We start from the raw sequence: 16,826 nt of genomic DNA on the forward strand, positions 1-16,826 counted from the left end.
GTAGAGCGACGCCCTGTACCTCTTCCCCCGACCGCTCGGGATGACCCGAGCCCGCAAGCGACTGCTCGGCGAATGGCCCAGATTCCCCCGCCCTCGTCGGCGACGCCGGCTCCTTGCGCCACTTCCGAGGGTGACGTGGCGGTAGAACGCCAACCCGCGGCTATCCGGGGTCTGCCCCGGCGGATCAGCGCGCTCGGAGAGCGCTCCGACGCGTTGCCATGCACGAAGGAGGCCCTCGCGCTGGTAGCCGATGGCCTCAGCCGTCCGCGGCGACCCCCAATCCCACGGCTCGACGTACAGATCCGTACGTACAGATCCAGACGTCCTACCGGTGCGAGCTGAGAGTCCCCACCCATCTACCTCACATCGGCACGATCGGACGTCCCAAGAGCCGAACCTCTTGCGACAACCGGCCGGCCGAACGTCCCTCCTCGCCGCGGGCGTCACGCGCCCCGTCCCGTTTGCCCCGTCCGGTGAGATTCCCGGGACGGGGGCCGTCAGCGGCACCGGGCTCGAGCCCGACCTGCTCCAGTCGGGCATGGCGGTGGCTGCCGCCGTGTTCGCCGGCGCGTACGGGGGGGCATTCGAGGCTCTCCCGAGCGCTGGAGATACCACTTATTCAGCACTTACTGCCTCCGAAATGGCCCGAGACGCCCCGAGGCGTCGGGGTAGAGTCGACGTACAAGACGACGTTTGATCCGCGCTTTCAGGCGTGATCCAGCGGTTTTCGGACATGTAGTCCGAGGTGAGTCGAGGTGTCCGGCGGACCCGTGACCGGTTGAGAAGGTCAGGGGTTCGAATCCCCTCAGCTCCACCAGCACGAACCCCCGCTCCGCCGACAGGCGGGGCGGGGGTTCGTCGTTTCCGACCACCCTGCCGTGCCTCACGCCGGGTCGGCTGGGTGCTGCCGAGGAGTGGCGATGCGTGTCGGCGTACTCCGGCGCGTGGTCACCCCCGTGGGCCTCGGCTGCGGGGCGGTCGCCCGACCGTCCGGCAGACTCCGGGGTGCGCCGCCGTCCAGGTGTGATGCCCAGTCAGGTTGTCCAACCGAGTGATGGGTGGAAGGCCACCGAGGGCTGAAGGGGCCGATGGTGCGCAGGTAGTACCTCGGTCCCGCGCCGCGGATGAAGAGGATCGCCGAGCTCTGCTGGAGCGTGTTACATGGGCCCTCCGCGCGGCGGCGCAGACCCGGAGACGGGTCGTGTGCCCCACGCCCCGGCATAGCGGGTCCTCAGGCACACGACCCGCCTCGCGCGCCGGACACGCGGTCCCGTGCGCCCCGTCCAGCGGACCCCGCCAGGTGAGGTTCCCGGTGACGGGCGCCTTGCTCGGTGCCGATCCACGAGCACCACCTGCCCCGGTTCGGAAGGCCAGGGGAGCGCCCCTCAGCTCCGCCGATCCGGTCCCTCGCGAGATACCGGACTGGCCGGACCCAGATGCTGGGTCCGGCCTTCTGGCGCTCCGGGCCGGGGGCGCCCCCCTGATCCCTCAGACCAGGCAGAGGCCCTGGTCGTCGTTGGTGCTGCGCACCGGGTAGGTGGAGCTCACGACCACGTCCTCGTTCAGCCACAGCCGGACGACGTACCCGCACGGCGGGGCACCGGTGAAGTCGATCTGGAAGGCGCGACCCGGAGGCGGCGCCGGCACCGTCGTCGACAACGGCAGTCCCGAGCCCGGGGCGACCGGCGTCACCGGCCAGGGGTTCGAGCCGAGCACCTGGATCGACCAGGAGCGGAAGTTGAGGTCGCTCGCGATCAGCGTGCCCTGCACCGGCCCGGCCGGCATCTTGCAGGCGGCCGCCGTCTCGAGCTGCAGCTCGACGTGCTCGACGGTGTTGTCCATCCGCACCGCCGCCTGGGCCTCGGCGACCCAGGACCCGCCCACCCAGAACTCCAGGTAGACCGTCCACCGCTCGTCGCCGCCGGGTGCGAACCGGCCGAGCTCGCCCGCGTCGAACTGGGCCGACCCGGGGTAGATCAGCGCCCCGTCCGCCCCCGGCGTGACGGGGACCAGGGCGCCGCTCGGGCTCACCCGGACGAAGGCGGTGGTGAAGACGTGCTCGGAGCCGGAGTCGGAGACCGCCCGCAACCGGTAGGTGCGCCCGGCCAGCGCCGGGTCGAGCGGGCCCTGGAGGTGCACCCAGCCGGCGAACGGCGCCCCCACCGCCACCGGACGGGCCACGTTCGCGATCACCACGGGCAGCGACCCGAGCGCGCCGACGCTGGTGAGACCGGTGACCTGACTGACGTTGTCCGACGGCACCCCGCCGACCCGGGTGAACCGGGCCGTGCCGTCGTAGGGAAGGCCGGGGGCGACCTGCACGTGACGGTCGATCCGGTTGCCCCAGTACGGGACCGCGTCGGGGTCGGTGGTCGACGGCGGCGTCCCCCACGACAGCACCGCGCGGACCCGAGACAGCCGGGCCTCGTCGCAGGGCCGGCGGAGCGCGCCGAGGTCCACCGGCAGCACCGCGGCGTAGCAGAGGCCGGGGTCGTCGACCTTCTCGTAGTCGTGGACCGCGACCTCGACGGTGCCGAGGTACTGCGGCGAGCAGTCGTCGTCCCAGTCGGCCCAGAAGGCGACGTACTCGGTGCTGCCCTTCGTGCACGGGCCCCCGGCGTAGCCGCTCGGCTTCTTGACCGTGAACGTCGCGACCAGTGCGCTGGCCGTCTCGTCGAGGCCGAGACACCTCAGCTCCTCGTAGGTCGTGTCGCCCTTGCCCTCGTCCAGCAGGTCGAGGATCGCGGAGAGGTCGATGTCGAGCCCCTTCAGCAGGTTGGCCGAGCCGAGGAAGACCTCCGGGGTCGGTCCCGCCAGCACCTTCTGCTGTGCGAGGTGCGGCACCATCGACCGGTGGTCGGGTACGTCGGCGCGCCGCGATGCCTCGAGCATCTCGGGCAGCGGCAGGGCCGCCACCGGCCCGGGGTCGGGCTCGGTGGGCGCCGGGACCGCCTTGAGGTGCGGCGGGAGCTGGGCGATGACCTTGTCCAGCACCGAGGAGCCGACCAGGTCGGCGATGTCGGTGAGCCAGAAGGTGCGCGGCCTGATCTGGATGCGGCACTCCCTGATGTCGCCCCAGACCGGCTGCCAGTCGGCCGGCGAGGCCGGCGGGGGCGTGCTCGGCGGCTCGACGCCCCAGGAGAGGATCGCGCGGACCTTGGGCAGGACGGGCGAGCCGCACCATCGTCGCTTCGGGTGGTGGTCGACCCCGACCACGTACGACAGCGGGTGCCACCGACGTCCGGCGCAGTCCGTGCCGGCCGGGATGTCGTGGACGTTGACGACGGAGACGCCCGCGTCCTCCCAGCCGGTGCCGTAGTCCACCCAGAACCGGACGTACTCGAAGGACCCCGCCGTGCACAGCGGGCCGGAGTAGCCCGTCGGGCGACGCACCTCGATGGTCGCCTCGAGCCGGTCCCGCTCCGGGCTGTACGAGACGCACGAGAGTGCCTCGTACGTCGTGTCCGCGGCCAGCTTCTCGACCGCCTCGAAGCCCACGCCCGGCAGCGTGCCGAAGTAGTTGGGGTTGGTCCCCAACAGCGCCAGCATCCGGGCCCGGGTCGGGTGTACGTCGGTCTCGGCGGGCGACTCTCCCGTGGCCCCCGCGCTCTTCTCGTGCTCGCTCATGGCGACGCTCCTCCCCGAGGACGCCCTGTCCTCGTCACAGGGAGGAGGAGCCGTCGGGGGCGGAGATACGGCGGCAGGCGGCGTGCCGCCCGTCGGATGCGCCGGGATCCGGGTGCGACCGTGCGGACCGGCGCCGCTCACCGCGCGGTGGCTACCGTGGTTCGGACGCTGCCCAGCGGCGGTGCGCCCTCGCGGATCGTCCCGCCGCCCGTGCCGGCCAGCCACGACGAGAGCGGAGGTCCCATGTCGGACGAGAAGCCTGGAGAGCGACCCGAGCCGAAGGTCGAGGAGCGGGAGCCCGCGCCGGGGGGCGCGGACGCCGTGGTGCACGGCAGCGGGCCGCAGGCCGAGACGGGGGAGCCGGAGCCGCTGGTCCGCGACGCGCGTCCGCGCGGCAACCCGTCGATCGACGAGGCGCCCGAGGCGATCAAGGAGGAGGTCGAGGGCGGGGAGGACACCACGACCCGGGCGACCCGCTCCGACGAGGTCGAGGACTCCTCGCCCGAGGAGTCCCCCGCCTGATCGCCCGCGCCCGGGCTGGGCCACCCCGGGGCGGGTCGCCAGGGGCGGGTCGGCGGGTGGGTCAGGCCGCGCACCGCCGGCGCGGTCCGCCGGGGTCTTCCGTCGGCCGGTCGTGCACGGCGCGCCGGCGGCGCTCGGCGACCCCGGTGGAGAGGGAGTAGGTCACCGTCGGGCCGTCGCGGTGGGGGGCCGCGCCGGGCGCGTACCGGGCGACCATGTGCGCCACCGCGTCGTTGCTCGCGGTCGTGAACACCTCGACCTGCTCGACGTCGTGGGACGCGAGGTCGGCGAGCAGCGCCCGGGCCAGGGCGCTCCCGATGCCCCGGCCCTGGTGGTCGTCCGCCACGACCAGCCCGATCTCCGCGGCGGCGCCGGCGCCGGTGCGGCGCCAGATGCCGTGGCCCACGACGGTCGCTCCGTCGTACGCGAGGACGGCGCCGGCGTCCGGTCCGGACGGGAGCAGCGCGGTGACGACGGCGGGCGGCGGCACGGGGCCCGGGCTCGCCTGGAAGCGTCGGTACGCCGACTCGGGGGACAGGTCCGCGAGCAGCTCCGTGACGGCGCCGCGGTCGGCCTCGGTGGCCGGCCGGATCCGGGCCGTGCCGGTCGACGGCGTCGCGGTGCTCATGCCGGCACCCGGTCGAGGAAGCCGACGACCCGGTCGATCACATCGGGGTCGCGCAGGATGCGGCCGTGGCCGAGTCCGGAGGTCTCGACCAGTCGGGCGCCGAGGGCCTCGGTGAGCACGTCGGCCTGTCGGCGGTCGACCACGCGGTCGCCGGCGTCGTGGACGACCAGGGCGTCCCAGCCGGGGAGGGGCTGCGCCGAGAAGCGGTCCCAGATGTCGTCCGCCCCCGCGAAGTAGCGGCGCGCGATCGCCCGCCGCAGCGCGGCGTTGACGGTCGGGCCCGCGCCGAGCCGGTCGCAGAAGGTGTCGACGAGGTAGCCGAACTCGCCGACGCCGCTGATCGTCACGAGGCGGTCGGCGCGCAGGCCCTGCCGTGCGGCGTGGATCGCCACCGGGGCGCCGAAGGAGTGGGCGATGACGCCGGCGAAGGGGCCGTGCTGGCGCTCGAGCTCGGCGATCACCCGCTGGTGCTCGGGGATCGGCCGCACCGGGCCGGGCGTCGCGCCGTGCCCCCAGGCGTCGTACGCGACCGCGCTGTGGCCGGTCGCCAGCAGCGCCCGCACCACGTCGGCCCAGCGCGACGAGCGCGCGCCCCAGCCGTGCACGAGGAGGACCGGGCGTCGCCCGTCGCCCCAGGCGTAGGTGACCACCCGGCCGACCGCGCCGGGCTCCGCGGCCTCGTGGACGGCCCGCTCCTCGGGGCGGACCCGGGCCGGTCCGCCCGGGCGGCGCCACAGCTCGAGGGCGAGGCGACCGCCGCCGTGTGGCGAGAGGCGGGTGGTGCCGGTGAGCAGGGCGCCCACGGTTGCGGTGATGGCGGCTGAGGTTGCGGACATGGGCGGGTCTCTCGTGTGGGGTAAGATTACAATACGAACGATCGTACTAATTGTTTCGAACGTCAACCCCCTGACCCCGACTAGGCTGCGGAACGATGAGCGAGATCACTACCGACGGACGCGTGCAGCGCGGCGACCGCACCCGCCGGGCCATCCTGGGCAAGGCGGTCGACGTCGCCTCGGTCGAGGGCCTCGAGGGGCTCTCCATCGGGCGGCTGGCCACCGAGCTCTCGATGAGCAAGAGCGGCCTGGTCGGCGCGTTCGGCAGCAAGGAGCAGCTGCAGCTCGCCACCATCCGGGCCGCCCGTGCGATCTTCGTGCAGACGGTGGTGGAGCCGGCGCTCCGGGCTCCCGTCGGGGTGGTCCGGCTGCGCGCCCTGATCGATGCCTGGCTGGCGTACTCCAGCGACCGTCGATTCCCCGGGGGCTGCTTCTTCGCCCGCGTCAGCCACGAGTACGCCGGACGGCCCGGCGCCGTGCGCGACGCCCTGGCCTCGATCGACCAGGAGTGGGTCGGGCTGATCGCCACCACGGTCGCCGAGGCCCAGCAGGTGGGGGAGATCCGGGCCGAGGAGGATGCCGACCTGCTCGCCTTCGACCTGGTCGCCTATCTCGACTCCGCCAACCTGCGGTCGCTGCTCACCGGCGGCTTCGACGTCTACGACCACGCCCGTCGCGCCGTCGACGCGCGGCTCGCCGCCGCCGAGATCGTGCCTGCCGAGCCGCGCTGAGCCGCGACCGGGGTCAGCCGCTCCGGCGTACGTCCGGTCGTCGACCTCAGCTCGGCAGGATCCGCGAGGCGGAGAGGCTCGCCGTGGTGATCTCCGGCCCCGACGCCGTCATCTTCGAGGTGACGGTGCCCGGACCGTTGTCGGTCAGCGCGAGGACGAAGCCGAGCGGACCGGCCTCCTCGTTGAGGGCCAGCGGCCTCGACCAGGTGAAGGTGAGGACCCGGTCCGGCCCCACGACGCTGCTGCCGGCGTACGTCCAGCCGGCGCCGGTCACCGAGGTGGGTGCCGTCGCCGGCACCCGGGCGGCCGGGAAGGTGAAGGTGAGCGTGAAGGCGGTGACGGTCTGCGGACCGGCGTTCTGCAGGCCGGACTGCTGCACCACCAGCGTCGTCGGGCGGCTCCCCTGGTAGCCGCCGCCCCAGAAGTCGTAGCCGTGGAGCCGCAGGGTCGACGGGGCCTCGGTCACCGTGATCGAGGGGCCGCAGGGGCTCGTGGCGGGCAGGTGGTGGCCGTCCGTCGGCGTGTACTCCGCCTGCCAGTAGTAGGTCCCCGCATGGGCGGGCTGCACCGAGCCGGTCGCCGTGCCGGACCGCAGCGGCACGGCGCCGGCGGCCTGGGCGAGCGTCGTGCAGGAGGGGTCCTTGAACAGCCGGAAGAGGACGGTGCCGGCGGGCGTGCCGAAGCCGGTGACCGTGGCCGTCGCGGAGAACGAGGCCCCGGCAGGGCCGGTGGTCGCGGGGAGGCCGCCGACCGCGACGGTCGCCGCCTGCTTGTCGGTCGTGACCGTCAGCGACTGCTGGGTGACCCAGCCGTGCCGCCGCGCGGTGAGCGTCCACGTGTAGCGGGTGTTGGGGACGAGGCCGGTCGCCGTGCAGCCGCCGGTGGCCGTGGGGGACGGGGACGCCGAGCACCCGGCCAGCGTGCCGTCGGACTGGCTCAGCTCCACCGAGGTGGGGGTGAACGAGGTCGACCAGGAGAGCGCCACCGAGGTGGGCGTGCTGGCCCCCTGGGTGAGGACCGGCGCCGCCAGGGTGGCCGCGCGGGCCCAGGCGTCGGGTGCCGTGGAGGTGGCCGTCCAGAAGGCGTGCGCGGGGCCGGCCCCGAGCGCGACGAGCGCGGTCAGGGCGACGCCGAGCAGCCGTCGCCGGCGACCGCGCCGGCGCACGGTCGGCGCGCGGTGGCGTCCGCCGGTCACTGGGTCACCGCCACGGCGACGGGCACGCGGAAGGTCGCGCCCTGGCAGCCGGCGGCCGCGCCGACCCCCATCGCCGCGCCGTCGGGGATCCGGACCGCGAGGGTCGCACCGCCCGGGACCGTCAGGTCGAGCCCGGTCCGCGTCGGTACCCCGACGCCCGAGGTGCCGAGGGCGCCCGGCCAGGCCGGATCCCCGGTGCACCCGGATCCGCCGGTGACGGTGACCCCGCCGGCCTGGGAGACGCCGGTGATCGTGACCGGGCGGTCGTTCGGGTTGACCACCCGGAGGACCAGGTCGGCCCTGGCCCCCGGGAGCAGGGCGACGTCGGTGGTCCCGACCACTGCCGGGAGCATCTCCAGCGGCTGCAGCGAACCGGTCCGGCCGGTGCCCTCGCCGTACCCGCCCGCGGTCAGGTAGCCCAGGGCGGGTGAGGCCAGCAGCCAGATGCCGGCGATCGCCCCGGCCGCGGTGAGGGCGAGCCGTGCGGTCGGACCGCGCCGGCGGCTGGGCGCCACGTGGCGCCCACGCCGGCTGGCGCCGGTCGCTCGGAGCGGCCGACCTCGACGCGCGGGGGGCCCGGCGGGCACCCCCGGCATCAGCTGACCGCGTAGGCCAGGGTCACCGTCGCGCCCTTGCAGCCGTCCTGGTTCGTGGTCGCCTTGTTGTTGAACGCGATGGTCGCACCGCTCCAGGCGCCCTTCGAGGTGCCCGCGGGGATCTCGGCGCCGACCGGCATCACGGTGTTGGTCAGCGTGTAGTCGCTCGCGTCGCAGGCGCCGGCCGGGGCGCCCGCCGCCTTCGTGACCGAGCCGATGCTCACGGTCACCGCCGCGACGTAGGCCGGGCTGCCGTTGGGGTTGGTGAACGTGCCCGCCAGCGTCACCGGCGTACCGCCGGGTCGCAGGTCGGAGACCGTGCTGGTCTGGTTGACGACCACCGGGGCGATCGACGCGGTGGTGGTGCCGCTGCCGGTGCCGGCGCCGCCGGACGTCCAGTACGCGTACGCCGTGCCGCCGCCGGTGACGAGGGCCGCCGCGGCGATGACGCCGAGGAGCTTCTTCTTCTTGCTGAGTCGTGCCATGTCGGGGGGTCCTTGCTGGTCGCTAAGCCCACGCGGGGGGACGGGGCTGCCATTCCGTCGGCACCTGGGACCCGGTCCTCAAGGATTCTTGGGTGAACAGATCGGACGTTCTTCGTGTCCTACGTCACTTCGCCGGCCGGGCAGGAGGGCCCTTCCGCTACGCCCTCCGAAGGAGCAGGCTGGCCGGGCCAGGGAACGCGGACCTCGGCCGTCCCCCGGCCCACCCGGTCCGAGGCGCCGCCCAGGGGGATCACCGATGTCCAGCAAGGAACCCGAGCACCTCGTCGTCGAGCACCAGGAGCGGCTCGCGGAGACGCTGCCGTTCGACGACACCCGCGACTTCGAGGACGCCGAGCGCGGCCTCCTCGGTCGCCTCGAGCCGTGCGTGATCACCGCGGTCGACGGGCGGGTGGTCTGGGACAACGCGTCGTACGGGTTCCTCGACGGCCCCGCCCCGGACTCGGTCAACCCCAGCCTGTGGCGCCAGTCGAACCTGGTCGCCATCGACGGGCTCTTCGAGGTGGTCGAGGGGATCTACCAGGTCCGCGGCCTGGACCTCTCGAACGTCACCTTCGTCGAGGGTGAGGCCGGCGTGATCGTGATCGACCCGCTGATCTCGGTCGAGACCGCCGCCGCCGCGCTGGCGCTCTACCGCGAGCACCGGGGCGACCGACCGGTCACCGCGGTGATCTACACGCACTCCCATGTCGACCACTTCGGCGGAGTCAAGGGCGTGACCACCCAGGAGGACGTGGACGCGGGTCGGGTGGTGGTGGTCGCGCCGGAGGGGCTGGTCGAGCACGCCGTCGCCGAGAACGTGTACGCGGGCACCGCGATGGCCCGTCGCGCCGGCTACATGTACGGCGCGGCGCTGGCCCGCGGCCCGCGCGGCCAGGTCGGCGCCGGCCTCGGGCAGACCACGTCCACCGGCACGGTCACGGTGATCCCGCCGACGCTGGAGATCACCACCACCGGCCAGGAGGAGGTGCTCGACGGGGTCCGGATCGTCTTCCAGATGGCGCCCGGCACCGAGGCGCCGGCGGAGATGCACTTCTACTTCCCCGACCTCCGGGCGCTCTGCCTGGCCGAGAACGCCACCCACACCCTGCACAACCTGCTGACCCTGCGCGGCGCGCTGGTCCGCGACCCGCACGTGTGGTCGCAGTACCTGACCGAGGTGATCGACCTGTTCGCCCGCGACGCCGACGTCGCCTTCGCCTCCCACCACTGGCCGACCTGGGGCAGCGAGCGGATCGTGGAGTACCTCGAGCTGCAGCGCGACCTCTACGCCTACCTGCACGACCAGACGGTGCGGATGATGAACGCCGGCATGACCGGCGCCGAGATCGCGGAGGCGATGGTGCTGCCGCCGGCGCTGGAGAACGCCTGGCACACCCGCGGCTACTACGGCTCGGTCAGCCACAACGTGAAGGCGATCTACCAGCGGTACATGGGCTGGTTCGACGGCAACCCGGCGCACCTGTGGCAGCACCCGCCGGTCGAGCAGGCGATCCGGTACGTCGACTTCATGGGCGGCGCGGACGCCGTGGTGGACAAGGCCCGCGTCTCGTTCGGCGCCGGCGACTACCGCTGGGTCGCGGAGGTGCTGAACCACGTGGTCTTCGCCGAGCCCGGGCACGGCGCGGCGCGCGAGCTGCTCGCCGACACCTACGAGCAGCTCGGGTACGGCGCGGAGAACGGGACCTGGCGCAACTTCTTCCTCTCCGGCGCCACCGAGCTGCGCTCGGGCGGCTTCGGTACGCCGACCGCGACCGCCTCGGCCGACATGCTGACCCACCTCAGCCCGGCGATGCTCTTCGACGCGATGGCGGTCCGGGTCGACGGCCCGGCGGCCTGGGACGAGCGGCTCAGCATCGACCTGGTGCTGACCGGCGGCGGTGAGGGCGGCGCGGAGACCGTCGAGTCCTACCGGCTGCGCCTGGCCAACGGCGTGCTGACCTACACGGCCGGCGCGCGGGACGACGAGCCGGCCGACGTCACGGTGACACTGCCCCGCGTGGCGCTGGCGGTGCTGGCCGCGCCCACCCCGGACGCGATGGCGGCGGCGGGCGTCGAGGTGACCGGGGACGCCGGCGTGCTGCAGCGGCTGGTGGCGGTGCTCGACCCGGGCGACCCGGACTTCGCGATCGTCACCCCGGAGAAGGAGTGAGGCGAGGCTGCCCACCGGCGCGATTCACCTGAGGTTTCCTGGTCTACCACTGGCCGGCGGTCGCGAACGTCCCTAGGGTCAATGGGGTCCAAGCGAGGGGTTCCGCCCCACCCGGCGGACTCCTCCGGTCTCGACCCGAGGGGATCTCACGAATGCGTCTCCAGTCCAGCAAGCGGTTCGCCGTAGCGGCAGCGGCGGCGGTCGCCGTCGGATCACTCACCGCGCTCGCGACGCCGGCAGCACAGGCCCAGTCGCCGACCGCCGACCGCGTCGTCGCCCAGAAGGCGGCGGTGCAGAAGGCCGCGAACCACAAGCCGAGGAAGCACAAGCACCCGCGGAGGTCGCCCTACACGCTCACCGTGCTGCACAACAACGACGGTGAGTCGCAGCTGATCAGCGCCCCCGACCAGGCGGACTACGGCGGCATCGCCCGGTTCGCCAGCCTCGTCGACCAGGAGCGCGCGGCGGCGCTGGAGGGGAAGGGCCGGCGCGGCGTCGTACTGCTCTCCTCGGGTGACAACTACCTCGCCGGCCCGGAGTTCAACGCCAGCCTGAGCAAGGGGGCGCCGTACTACGACTCGCTCGGCCTGGCCCGGATCGGGTACGACGCGTTCGCGCTGGGCAACCACGAGTTCGACTTCGGACCCGAGAACCTCGCCACGTTCATCACCAGCTTCGGTACCCCGCCGAAGTTCGTCTCGGCCAACCTCGACTTCACGGGTGAGCCGTCGCTGCAGGCGCTGGTCGAGCAGGGCACGATCGTCAAGCGGCACGTGGTCTGGGAGAAGGGCGAGCCGATCGGCATCGTCGGCGCCACCACGCCGGCGCTGGCCTCGATCTCCAGTCCCGGCGACGTCGAGGTGCTCCAGGACGTGGCCGGCATCGTGCAGCGACAGGTCAACGCGCTGACCCGTCGGGGCGTCAACAAGATCATCCTGATCAGCCACCTGCAGAGCGTGGAGGAGGACCGCGCGCTGGTGCCGATGCTGCGCGGGGTCGACGTGGCGATCGCCGGCGGCGGTGACGAGCTGCTCGCCAACGAGGGCGACGCGCTGGTGCCGGGCGACTCGATCAGCCTCGACCCGACCACCGGGGAGCCGCTGTCGTACCCGCTGACCGCCACCGGCGGGGACGGCGCCACCGTGCCGATCGTCACCACCGCGGGCGACTACAAGTACCTCGGCAAGCTGGTCGTGAAGTTCAACCCCCGCGGCAAGCTGCTCTCGGTCGGCGACGACAGCGGCCCGCTCCGGGTCTCCGGTGTCGAGGACGACGCGGTCGAGCCCGACGCCTGGATCCAGGAGAACGTGGTCGACCCGGTGCAGGCCTACGTCGACGACCTCGCGGCCAACGTGGTCGGCACCTCCCAGGTGGCCCTGGAGGGTCGCCGCGACCCGGGCGTGCGCAGCGAGGAGACCAACCTCGGCAACCTGATGGCGGACTCGCTGCTGTGGACCGCGCAGCAGAAGGCCGCGGAGTACGGTCTGGACGCCCCTGTGATCGGCCTCCAGAACGGTGGCGGCATCCGCAACAACAGCCTGATCCCGCCGGGCCCGATCACTGAGCTCAACACGTTCGAGATCGCGGCGTTCTCCAACTTCGTCTCCATCGTCCCGGACTTCCCCCGGGCTCAGCTCAAGGAGCTGCTGGAGAACGCGGTGTCGAAGCTGCCGGTCGCGGACGGTCGGTTCGCGCAGGTCGCCGGCTTCTCGTTCACCTACGACCTCATCGGTACGCCGATGGTGATCGAGGAGGACGGGACCGTCAGCCAGGTCGGCACCCGGGTGCAGGACGTCACCCTCGACGACGGCACCGTCATCGTGCAGGACGGCGAGGTCGTCGACGGGCCCGGGATCTCGATCGCGACGATCGACTTCAGCGTCCGCCAGGACGGCGACCAGTGGCCGTTCCGGGGCGCGCCGTTCACCACGGTCGGCGTGACCTACCAGCAGGCGCTGGCGAACTACATCTCCGACGGCCTCGGCGGCCTGATCACCGCCGCGGACTACCCGGAGGGTGGCGAGGGCCGGATCACCCCGGTGCCGTGATCGAGCGGGTCGGGCCGGTCTGACCGGCCCGGCCCGTCGCGCGGTGGCTACGTCAGGAGGGGTCGTCCCAGCCGGGGCGGCCCCTCCGTCGTGCTCGGGGTGCGGGTCGCGGGTGCGGGCGTGGGTGTGGGTGCGGGCGGCGGGGCCGGTCGCGGTCGTGTGCCTCAGACCCGCCTATACGGGGTTGTCAGGCACACGACCCCGCCCGGGGAGGGGGCTCGGGTGGCCGGGTGTCCGTCGTGTGCCTGACGCCCGCTTGTGCCGGGTTCTCAGGCACACGACCCCGGTGGGAGGAGGGCCGCTCGGGTCAGGCAGCCGCGGCGTCGGGCTCGCCGCCCGGGCCGCCCCGGCCGCCCGGGCCGTCCGCGTGGCTGGCGCGGCCGGCGCCGACCAGCACCTGGAGCACCGCCAGCAGCAGCACCACGAACGCGACCGACCAGGCGAGCCTGCCGGCGGTCGCGTTGTTGCCCCAGAGCAGCACCACGCCGCCGAGCACGATCGCCCCGCCCCGGAGCCAGCCGACGGCCGGCAGGATCGCCGTACCGACCTGGCCGACCGGGCCCCCGGCCGGGCCACGGACCAGCTCGGCGCCCGCGCCCTCGAGGGCGCCGCTGACGCCGCGGCGGATCGGGTTCGCCCAGGCGGCGGCGCCGGCGTACAGGCCGGCGAGGATGCCCACGATGCCCAGCCACATCATCGCCTTGCGGCCGTTCTGCAGGTAGGCGAGGAGCGTGTCGAAGAAGACCCGGCTGGCCGGGCCGAACGGTGTGCCGGCCAGCTGGTTGACGAAGAGCTGGCGCCCGACCGACAGCAGCAGGGCCACCAGCAGAGCGTTGGCCAGGATGCAGGCGCCGATCCAGACCATCATCCGGGCCCGCCGGCGAGCCAGGGCGAAGGCGGCCAGGTAGAGCAGCGCGGCCACCGGCAGCAGCCACTTGGCCGGCGGGTTGGCGAACGCGTAGATGGTGCGCAGCTGCTTGACCTGCGGGGCGTCGAGCAGCACGACCTGGCGGTCGGTCTCCGGGATCGGCACGCCCTCCAGGAGCGTGAGGCCGCGGGCGACCAGTCGCTCCTTGACGACGTTGATCACCTCGTCCACGTCGAGCACGATCTCGTTGCCCTGGAACCCGATCGCCGTGCTCTCGGCGGTGCCCTGGAGGACCTTGAGGAGCACCTGCTGGGCCGTCGTGTTTGCGCGGACCCAGAACTCGGCGAAGGCGTCGGAGGCGACGAACGCCCGTACCTCGCGCTCGATCAGCCCGTTGATCGCCGCGGAGAGCGGGCCGACCAGCTGGTCGAGCCGGGGCGCCTCGTCGATCACCCCGGCGAAGACGTCGCGCAGGATCGCCTCGATGTCGACCTGACTCTGCAGGGCGTCGCTGACCCGGGTCGCGATCACGTCCTGGACCTCGGCCGACTCCACCAGCGGCTCGACCGTGGCGACGTACCGCTCGGTGTCGTTCAGCGTCCGCTGTCCCCAGTACGCGATCCCGGCCGGGGTGGTGAGCAGCGCCGCCAGCACCAGGCACAGCACTGCGGCGACGCTGCGCCCGCGGGACGGTCGGGCGCCGGCGGACGGCGCGGGCGCGGCAGGAGCGGCGGACTCGACGGGCTGGGACATCAGCAACTCCTCGCGGTGCCGTTGCGGGACGCGCTCATCCTGCCCCCAGCGCGCGGGTGCCGTCAGCCCTCTCGCGTGTCGGCCTCAGCGCGGTGCGGACCCCAGCACCTCGGCCAGCGTCGTCGCCGCCCGCCCGGTCAGTCGCTCCACCGCGTCGCTCACCTCCGCCATCTCGCCCGCCGCGATCGCGGTGTAGGTGGAGACCCAGGCGTCGTACTGCCACGGCGGGGCGGGCCAGCGCCGTCGCGAGGCGTAGGCCTCCTCGACCGTCTCGGGGTGGTAGGTGATCGGGCGGCCGAGGTGGCGCGACAGCGTCGCCGCGACCTCGGTCAGCGTGAGCGCCTCGGGACCGGTCAGGTCGTAGGTCGCGCCGGCGTGCGCCTCGGGGTCGCGCAGCACGGCGAGCGCGCTCCGGGCGACGTCGGCGCGGGCGACCATCGCGGCGCGCCCGTCGCCGGCCGGTCCGCGGAGCACGTCGTCGTCCCCGACCAGGTCCGGCGCGAAGTCCGCGTAGAGGTTGTCGCGCAGGAACGTGAACCCCATCCCGGTGGCCCGGATCGCCTGCTCGGTCACGTGGTGGTCGCGGGCCAGTGTGAACGTGGCGTCCGGGGCGGCGCCGACGAAAGAGGTATAGACCACTTGGCGCACGCCCGCCGTCTCGGCCGCCCCCACGAAGGTCAGGTGCTGTGCCACCCGATCCTCCGCCTCCGAGGCGGAGACCATCAGCAGCACCTCCACCCCCGCCAGCGCCCGTACGGCGGCCGCCCGGTCGTCGTAGGAGCAGCCGTGCACCGAGGCGCCCGGCAGGTCGGGCGCCCGGGCGGGGTCGCGGACCAGCAGGCGTTGCGGCAGGCCGTCGGCCGCGAGGGCGCGGGCGACCAGGCCGCCGATCGCTCCGGTCGCGCCGGTGACGGCGAGGGTCGGTGTGGCCATGCCCCGACAGTGGCACCGAGGCCGCGGTCGCGGTAGTGCCCGCAGCGCGGAGGCGCTGGTCGTCGTCGGGGCTGGTGGTCGGGGCCGGTGGTCGGGGCAGGTGATCGGCGCTGGCGGTCGGGCAGGTGGTCGGCGGTTGTGGTGCCGGCGGCGGGGGAGCATGCTGGGCGGATGCCCAGGCCGGCGGCGGTGACGGTGCCGCCCCGTCCGCTGCTCGCTCGGCTCCTGCCGCTCGTCGGAGCGCTGGTGCTGGGGGCGGCCGCCGCCTGCAGCGCCTCGTCGTCGCCGCCAAGCACGGACCAGCCGGCCGCGCCGACCGGTGGCACGACCGGCGCGGCGAGCGGCGGGGCGAGCGGCGGGGCGAGCGGATCGCCGACCGACGCAGCGGGCGCGATGACCCTCTCCCCGTCCTGCCCCGCCCCGCCCGCCCGGGAGATCCGCCCGACCGTGCAGCAGCTCAACCAGCTCGGCAAGGCCATCGACCTGCCGACCTGGCAGGCCGGCGACATCGGGGCCAGCGCCCGCCTGGCCGACGGCCGGATCGTCTGGCTCTTCGGCGACACGCTCCGCCCGAACATGGACCCGTCGCTGGTGGCGAACTCGATGCTGGTCACCTCCGGGGAGTGCGTCTCCCAGCTCCTGGACGCGGCGAAGGGTCCGGTGATCCCGGACGTCTCCGAGAACGTCGTCCGGTGGCCGATGTCGGTGGTCGCCGGCGGGGGCGACGACGGCGACCCCGAGCTGATCGCGGTCCTCTGCTCGCGGATCGACCGCGGGCACTCCGGTGAGTTCGGCTTCACCTTCCTGGGCACCAGCGCCGCGGTCTTCGCCGCCCAGCCCGGCGAGGCGCCGCAGCTGGTCAAGGTCGTCGACATCACGCCGGACTCGCGGCGTGCCGACCAGATCAACTGGGGGGCCGCGGCGACCCTCTCCGGCGACTGGATCTACGTCTACGGCACCCGGCTGACCGGCCAGAAGTACGACGTCGGTCGCGAGCTGTACGTCGCCCGGGCGCCGCGCTCGGACCCGGGCGCGCGCCACCGCTGGCGGTTCTGGGACGGCGACGGGTGGGTGGCGGGCGCCGACGCCGCGCAGGCAGTGCTGCCCAGCGACGGCGGCGTCTCCCAGACCCTGTCGGTGGATCGGATCGGGGCCGGGTTCGTCGCGGTCTCCAAGCGCAACGGCGACGTCTCCGACTTCGTCTACAAGTGGACGGCCCCGGACCCGTGGGGTCCCTGGCGGCCGGTCGAGGAGCTGAAGGCCCCGGCCGGGCTGGACACCGGTAGGTACGAGTACGCGCCCCTGGCCCACCCCGAGGTCCGGTTGCGCTCCGGTCGGCTGCTGATCTCGATCTCGCGCAACACCAACGACTTCCAGCACCTCTTGAAGGACCCCGTGATCGGTCGCCCGGTCTTCGCGGCGCTGCCCCGCTAG

Annotated in this window: 13 protein-coding genes; 5 read left to right on the forward strand and 8 right to left on the reverse strand. The window is 73.7% G+C overall.

Going from position 1 to position 16,826, the window contains the following annotated elements:
* Window positions 1-1,488 precede the first annotated feature (1,488 nt).
* Window positions 1,489-3,627, reverse strand: coding sequence for a hypothetical protein (locus E8D34_RS04755; protein WP_136593461.1), 2,139 nt, complete (start codon window positions 3,625-3,627; stop codon window positions 1,489-1,491).
* 243 nt (window positions 3,628-3,870) lie between these two features.
* Between E8D34_RS04755 and E8D34_RS04760 the strand changes: the two genes are divergently transcribed.
* Window positions 3,871-4,149, forward strand: a complete 279-nt coding sequence (locus E8D34_RS04760) for a hypothetical protein (RefSeq protein WP_136593462.1) — start codon at window positions 3,871-3,873, stop codon at window positions 4,147-4,149.
* 61 nt (window positions 4,150-4,210) lie between these two features.
* Here the strand turns inward: E8D34_RS04760 and E8D34_RS04765 are convergent, their stop codons facing one another.
* On the reverse strand, window positions 4,211-4,777 hold the full coding sequence (locus tag E8D34_RS04765; RefSeq protein WP_136593463.1) for a GNAT family N-acetyltransferase: 567 nt from the start codon (window positions 4,775-4,777) through the stop codon (window positions 4,211-4,213).
* Complete coding sequence (locus E8D34_RS04770; protein ID WP_136593464.1) at window positions 4,774-5,613, reverse strand: alpha/beta hydrolase; 840 nt, start codon at window positions 5,611-5,613, stop codon at window positions 4,774-4,776. Before E8D34_RS04770 ends, E8D34_RS04765 begins: the two co-directional genes overlap by 4 nt.
* Before the next feature lie 95 nt (window positions 5,614-5,708).
* Between E8D34_RS04770 and E8D34_RS04775 the strand changes: the two genes are divergently transcribed.
* Window positions 5,709-6,344 (forward strand): TetR family transcriptional regulator C-terminal domain-containing protein, encoded by a 636-nt coding sequence (locus E8D34_RS04775; RefSeq protein WP_136593465.1) that lies wholly within the window; start codon window positions 5,709-5,711, stop codon window positions 6,342-6,344.
* Between the two features lie 46 nt (window positions 6,345-6,390).
* Here E8D34_RS04775 and E8D34_RS04780 read toward each other — a convergent pair whose 3' ends face one another.
* The 3 genes from E8D34_RS04780 to E8D34_RS04790 form a co-directional block, all read right to left on the reverse strand.
* Window positions 6,391-7,539 carry a hypothetical protein gene (locus E8D34_RS04780; RefSeq protein WP_136593466.1) on the reverse strand — a complete coding sequence of 383 codons (1,149 nt, stop codon included), beginning with the start codon at window positions 7,537-7,539 and terminating at the stop codon, window positions 6,391-6,393.
* On the reverse strand, window positions 7,536-8,054 hold the full coding sequence (locus E8D34_RS04785; protein ID WP_136593467.1) for a hypothetical protein: 519 nt from the start codon (window positions 8,052-8,054) through the stop codon (window positions 7,536-7,538). Before E8D34_RS04785 ends, E8D34_RS04780 begins: the two co-directional genes overlap by 4 nt.
* 80 nt (window positions 8,055-8,134) lie before the next feature.
* Window positions 8,135-8,620 carry a hypothetical protein gene (locus E8D34_RS04790; protein ID WP_136593468.1) on the reverse strand — a complete coding sequence of 162 codons (486 nt, stop codon included), beginning with the start codon at window positions 8,618-8,620 and terminating at the stop codon, window positions 8,135-8,137.
* Between the two features lie 256 nt (window positions 8,621-8,876).
* Between E8D34_RS04790 and E8D34_RS04795 the strand changes: the two genes are divergently transcribed.
* The gene (locus E8D34_RS04795) at window positions 8,877-10,790 is read left to right on the forward strand and encodes an alkyl sulfatase dimerization domain-containing protein (RefSeq protein WP_136593469.1); all 1,914 of its coding nucleotides are present in this window, start codon (window positions 8,877-8,879) and stop codon (window positions 10,788-10,790) included.
* A 152-nt stretch (window positions 10,791-10,942) separates the two neighbouring features.
* Window positions 10,943-12,838, forward strand: a complete 1,896-nt coding sequence (locus E8D34_RS04800) for a bifunctional metallophosphatase/5'-nucleotidase (RefSeq protein WP_136593470.1) — start codon at window positions 10,943-10,945, stop codon at window positions 12,836-12,838.
* 307 nt (window positions 12,839-13,145) lie between these two features.
* Here the strand turns inward: E8D34_RS04800 and E8D34_RS04805 are convergent, their stop codons facing one another.
* Window positions 13,146-14,459, reverse strand: coding sequence for a hypothetical protein (locus tag E8D34_RS04805; RefSeq protein WP_136593471.1), 1,314 nt, complete (start codon window positions 14,457-14,459; stop codon window positions 13,146-13,148).
* Window positions 14,460-14,543: 84 nt separating this feature from the next.
* Window positions 14,544-15,392 carry an SDR family oxidoreductase gene (locus tag E8D34_RS04810; protein ID WP_136593472.1) on the reverse strand — a complete coding sequence of 283 codons (849 nt, stop codon included), beginning with the start codon at window positions 15,390-15,392 and terminating at the stop codon, window positions 14,544-14,546.
* Between the two features lie 171 nt (window positions 15,393-15,563).
* On the opposite strand from E8D34_RS04810, the gene E8D34_RS04815 reads away from it, so the two are divergent.
* Complete coding sequence (locus E8D34_RS04815; protein ID WP_136593473.1) at window positions 15,564-16,826, forward strand: DUF4185 domain-containing protein; 1,263 nt, start codon at window positions 15,564-15,566, stop codon at window positions 16,824-16,826.

Origin of the sequence: Nocardioides sp. GY 10113, from assembly GCF_004919105.1 — a bacterium.
Taxonomy (GTDB): domain Bacteria; phylum Actinomycetota; class Actinomycetes; order Propionibacteriales; family Nocardioidaceae; genus Nocardioides.

Coding starts and splice junctions, on each gene's coding strand:
- E8D34_RS04800 (WP_136593470.1), top strand. CDS start 10,943: ATGCGTCTCCAGTCCAGCAAGCGGTTCGCCGTAGCGGCAGCGGCGGCG.
- E8D34_RS04765 (WP_136593463.1), bottom strand. CDS start 4,777: ATGAGCACCGCGACGCCGTCGACCGGCACGGCCCGGATCCGGCCGGCC.
- E8D34_RS04755 (WP_136593461.1), bottom strand. CDS start 3,627: ATGAGCGAGCACGAGAAGAGCGCGGGGGCCACGGGAGAGTCGCCCGCC.
- E8D34_RS04795 (WP_136593469.1), top strand. CDS start 8,877: ATGTCCAGCAAGGAACCCGAGCACCTCGTCGTCGAGCACCAGGAGCGG.
- E8D34_RS04770 (WP_136593464.1), bottom strand. CDS start 5,613: ATGTCCGCAACCTCAGCCGCCATCACCGCAACCGTGGGCGCCCTGCTC.
- E8D34_RS04810 (WP_136593472.1), bottom strand. CDS start 15,392: ATGGCCACACCGACCCTCGCCGTCACCGGCGCGACCGGAGCGATCGGC.
- E8D34_RS04760 (WP_136593462.1), top strand. CDS start 3,871: ATGTCGGACGAGAAGCCTGGAGAGCGACCCGAGCCGAAGGTCGAGGAG.
- E8D34_RS04790 (WP_136593468.1), bottom strand. CDS start 8,620: ATGGCACGACTCAGCAAGAAGAAGAAGCTCCTCGGCGTCATCGCCGCG.
- E8D34_RS04805 (WP_136593471.1), bottom strand. CDS start 14,459: ATGTCCCAGCCCGTCGAGTCCGCCGCTCCTGCCGCGCCCGCGCCGTCC.
- E8D34_RS04815 (WP_136593473.1), top strand. CDS start 15,564: ATGCCCAGGCCGGCGGCGGTGACGGTGCCGCCCCGTCCGCTGCTCGCT.
- E8D34_RS04775 (WP_136593465.1), top strand. CDS start 5,709: ATGAGCGAGATCACTACCGACGGACGCGTGCAGCGCGGCGACCGCACC.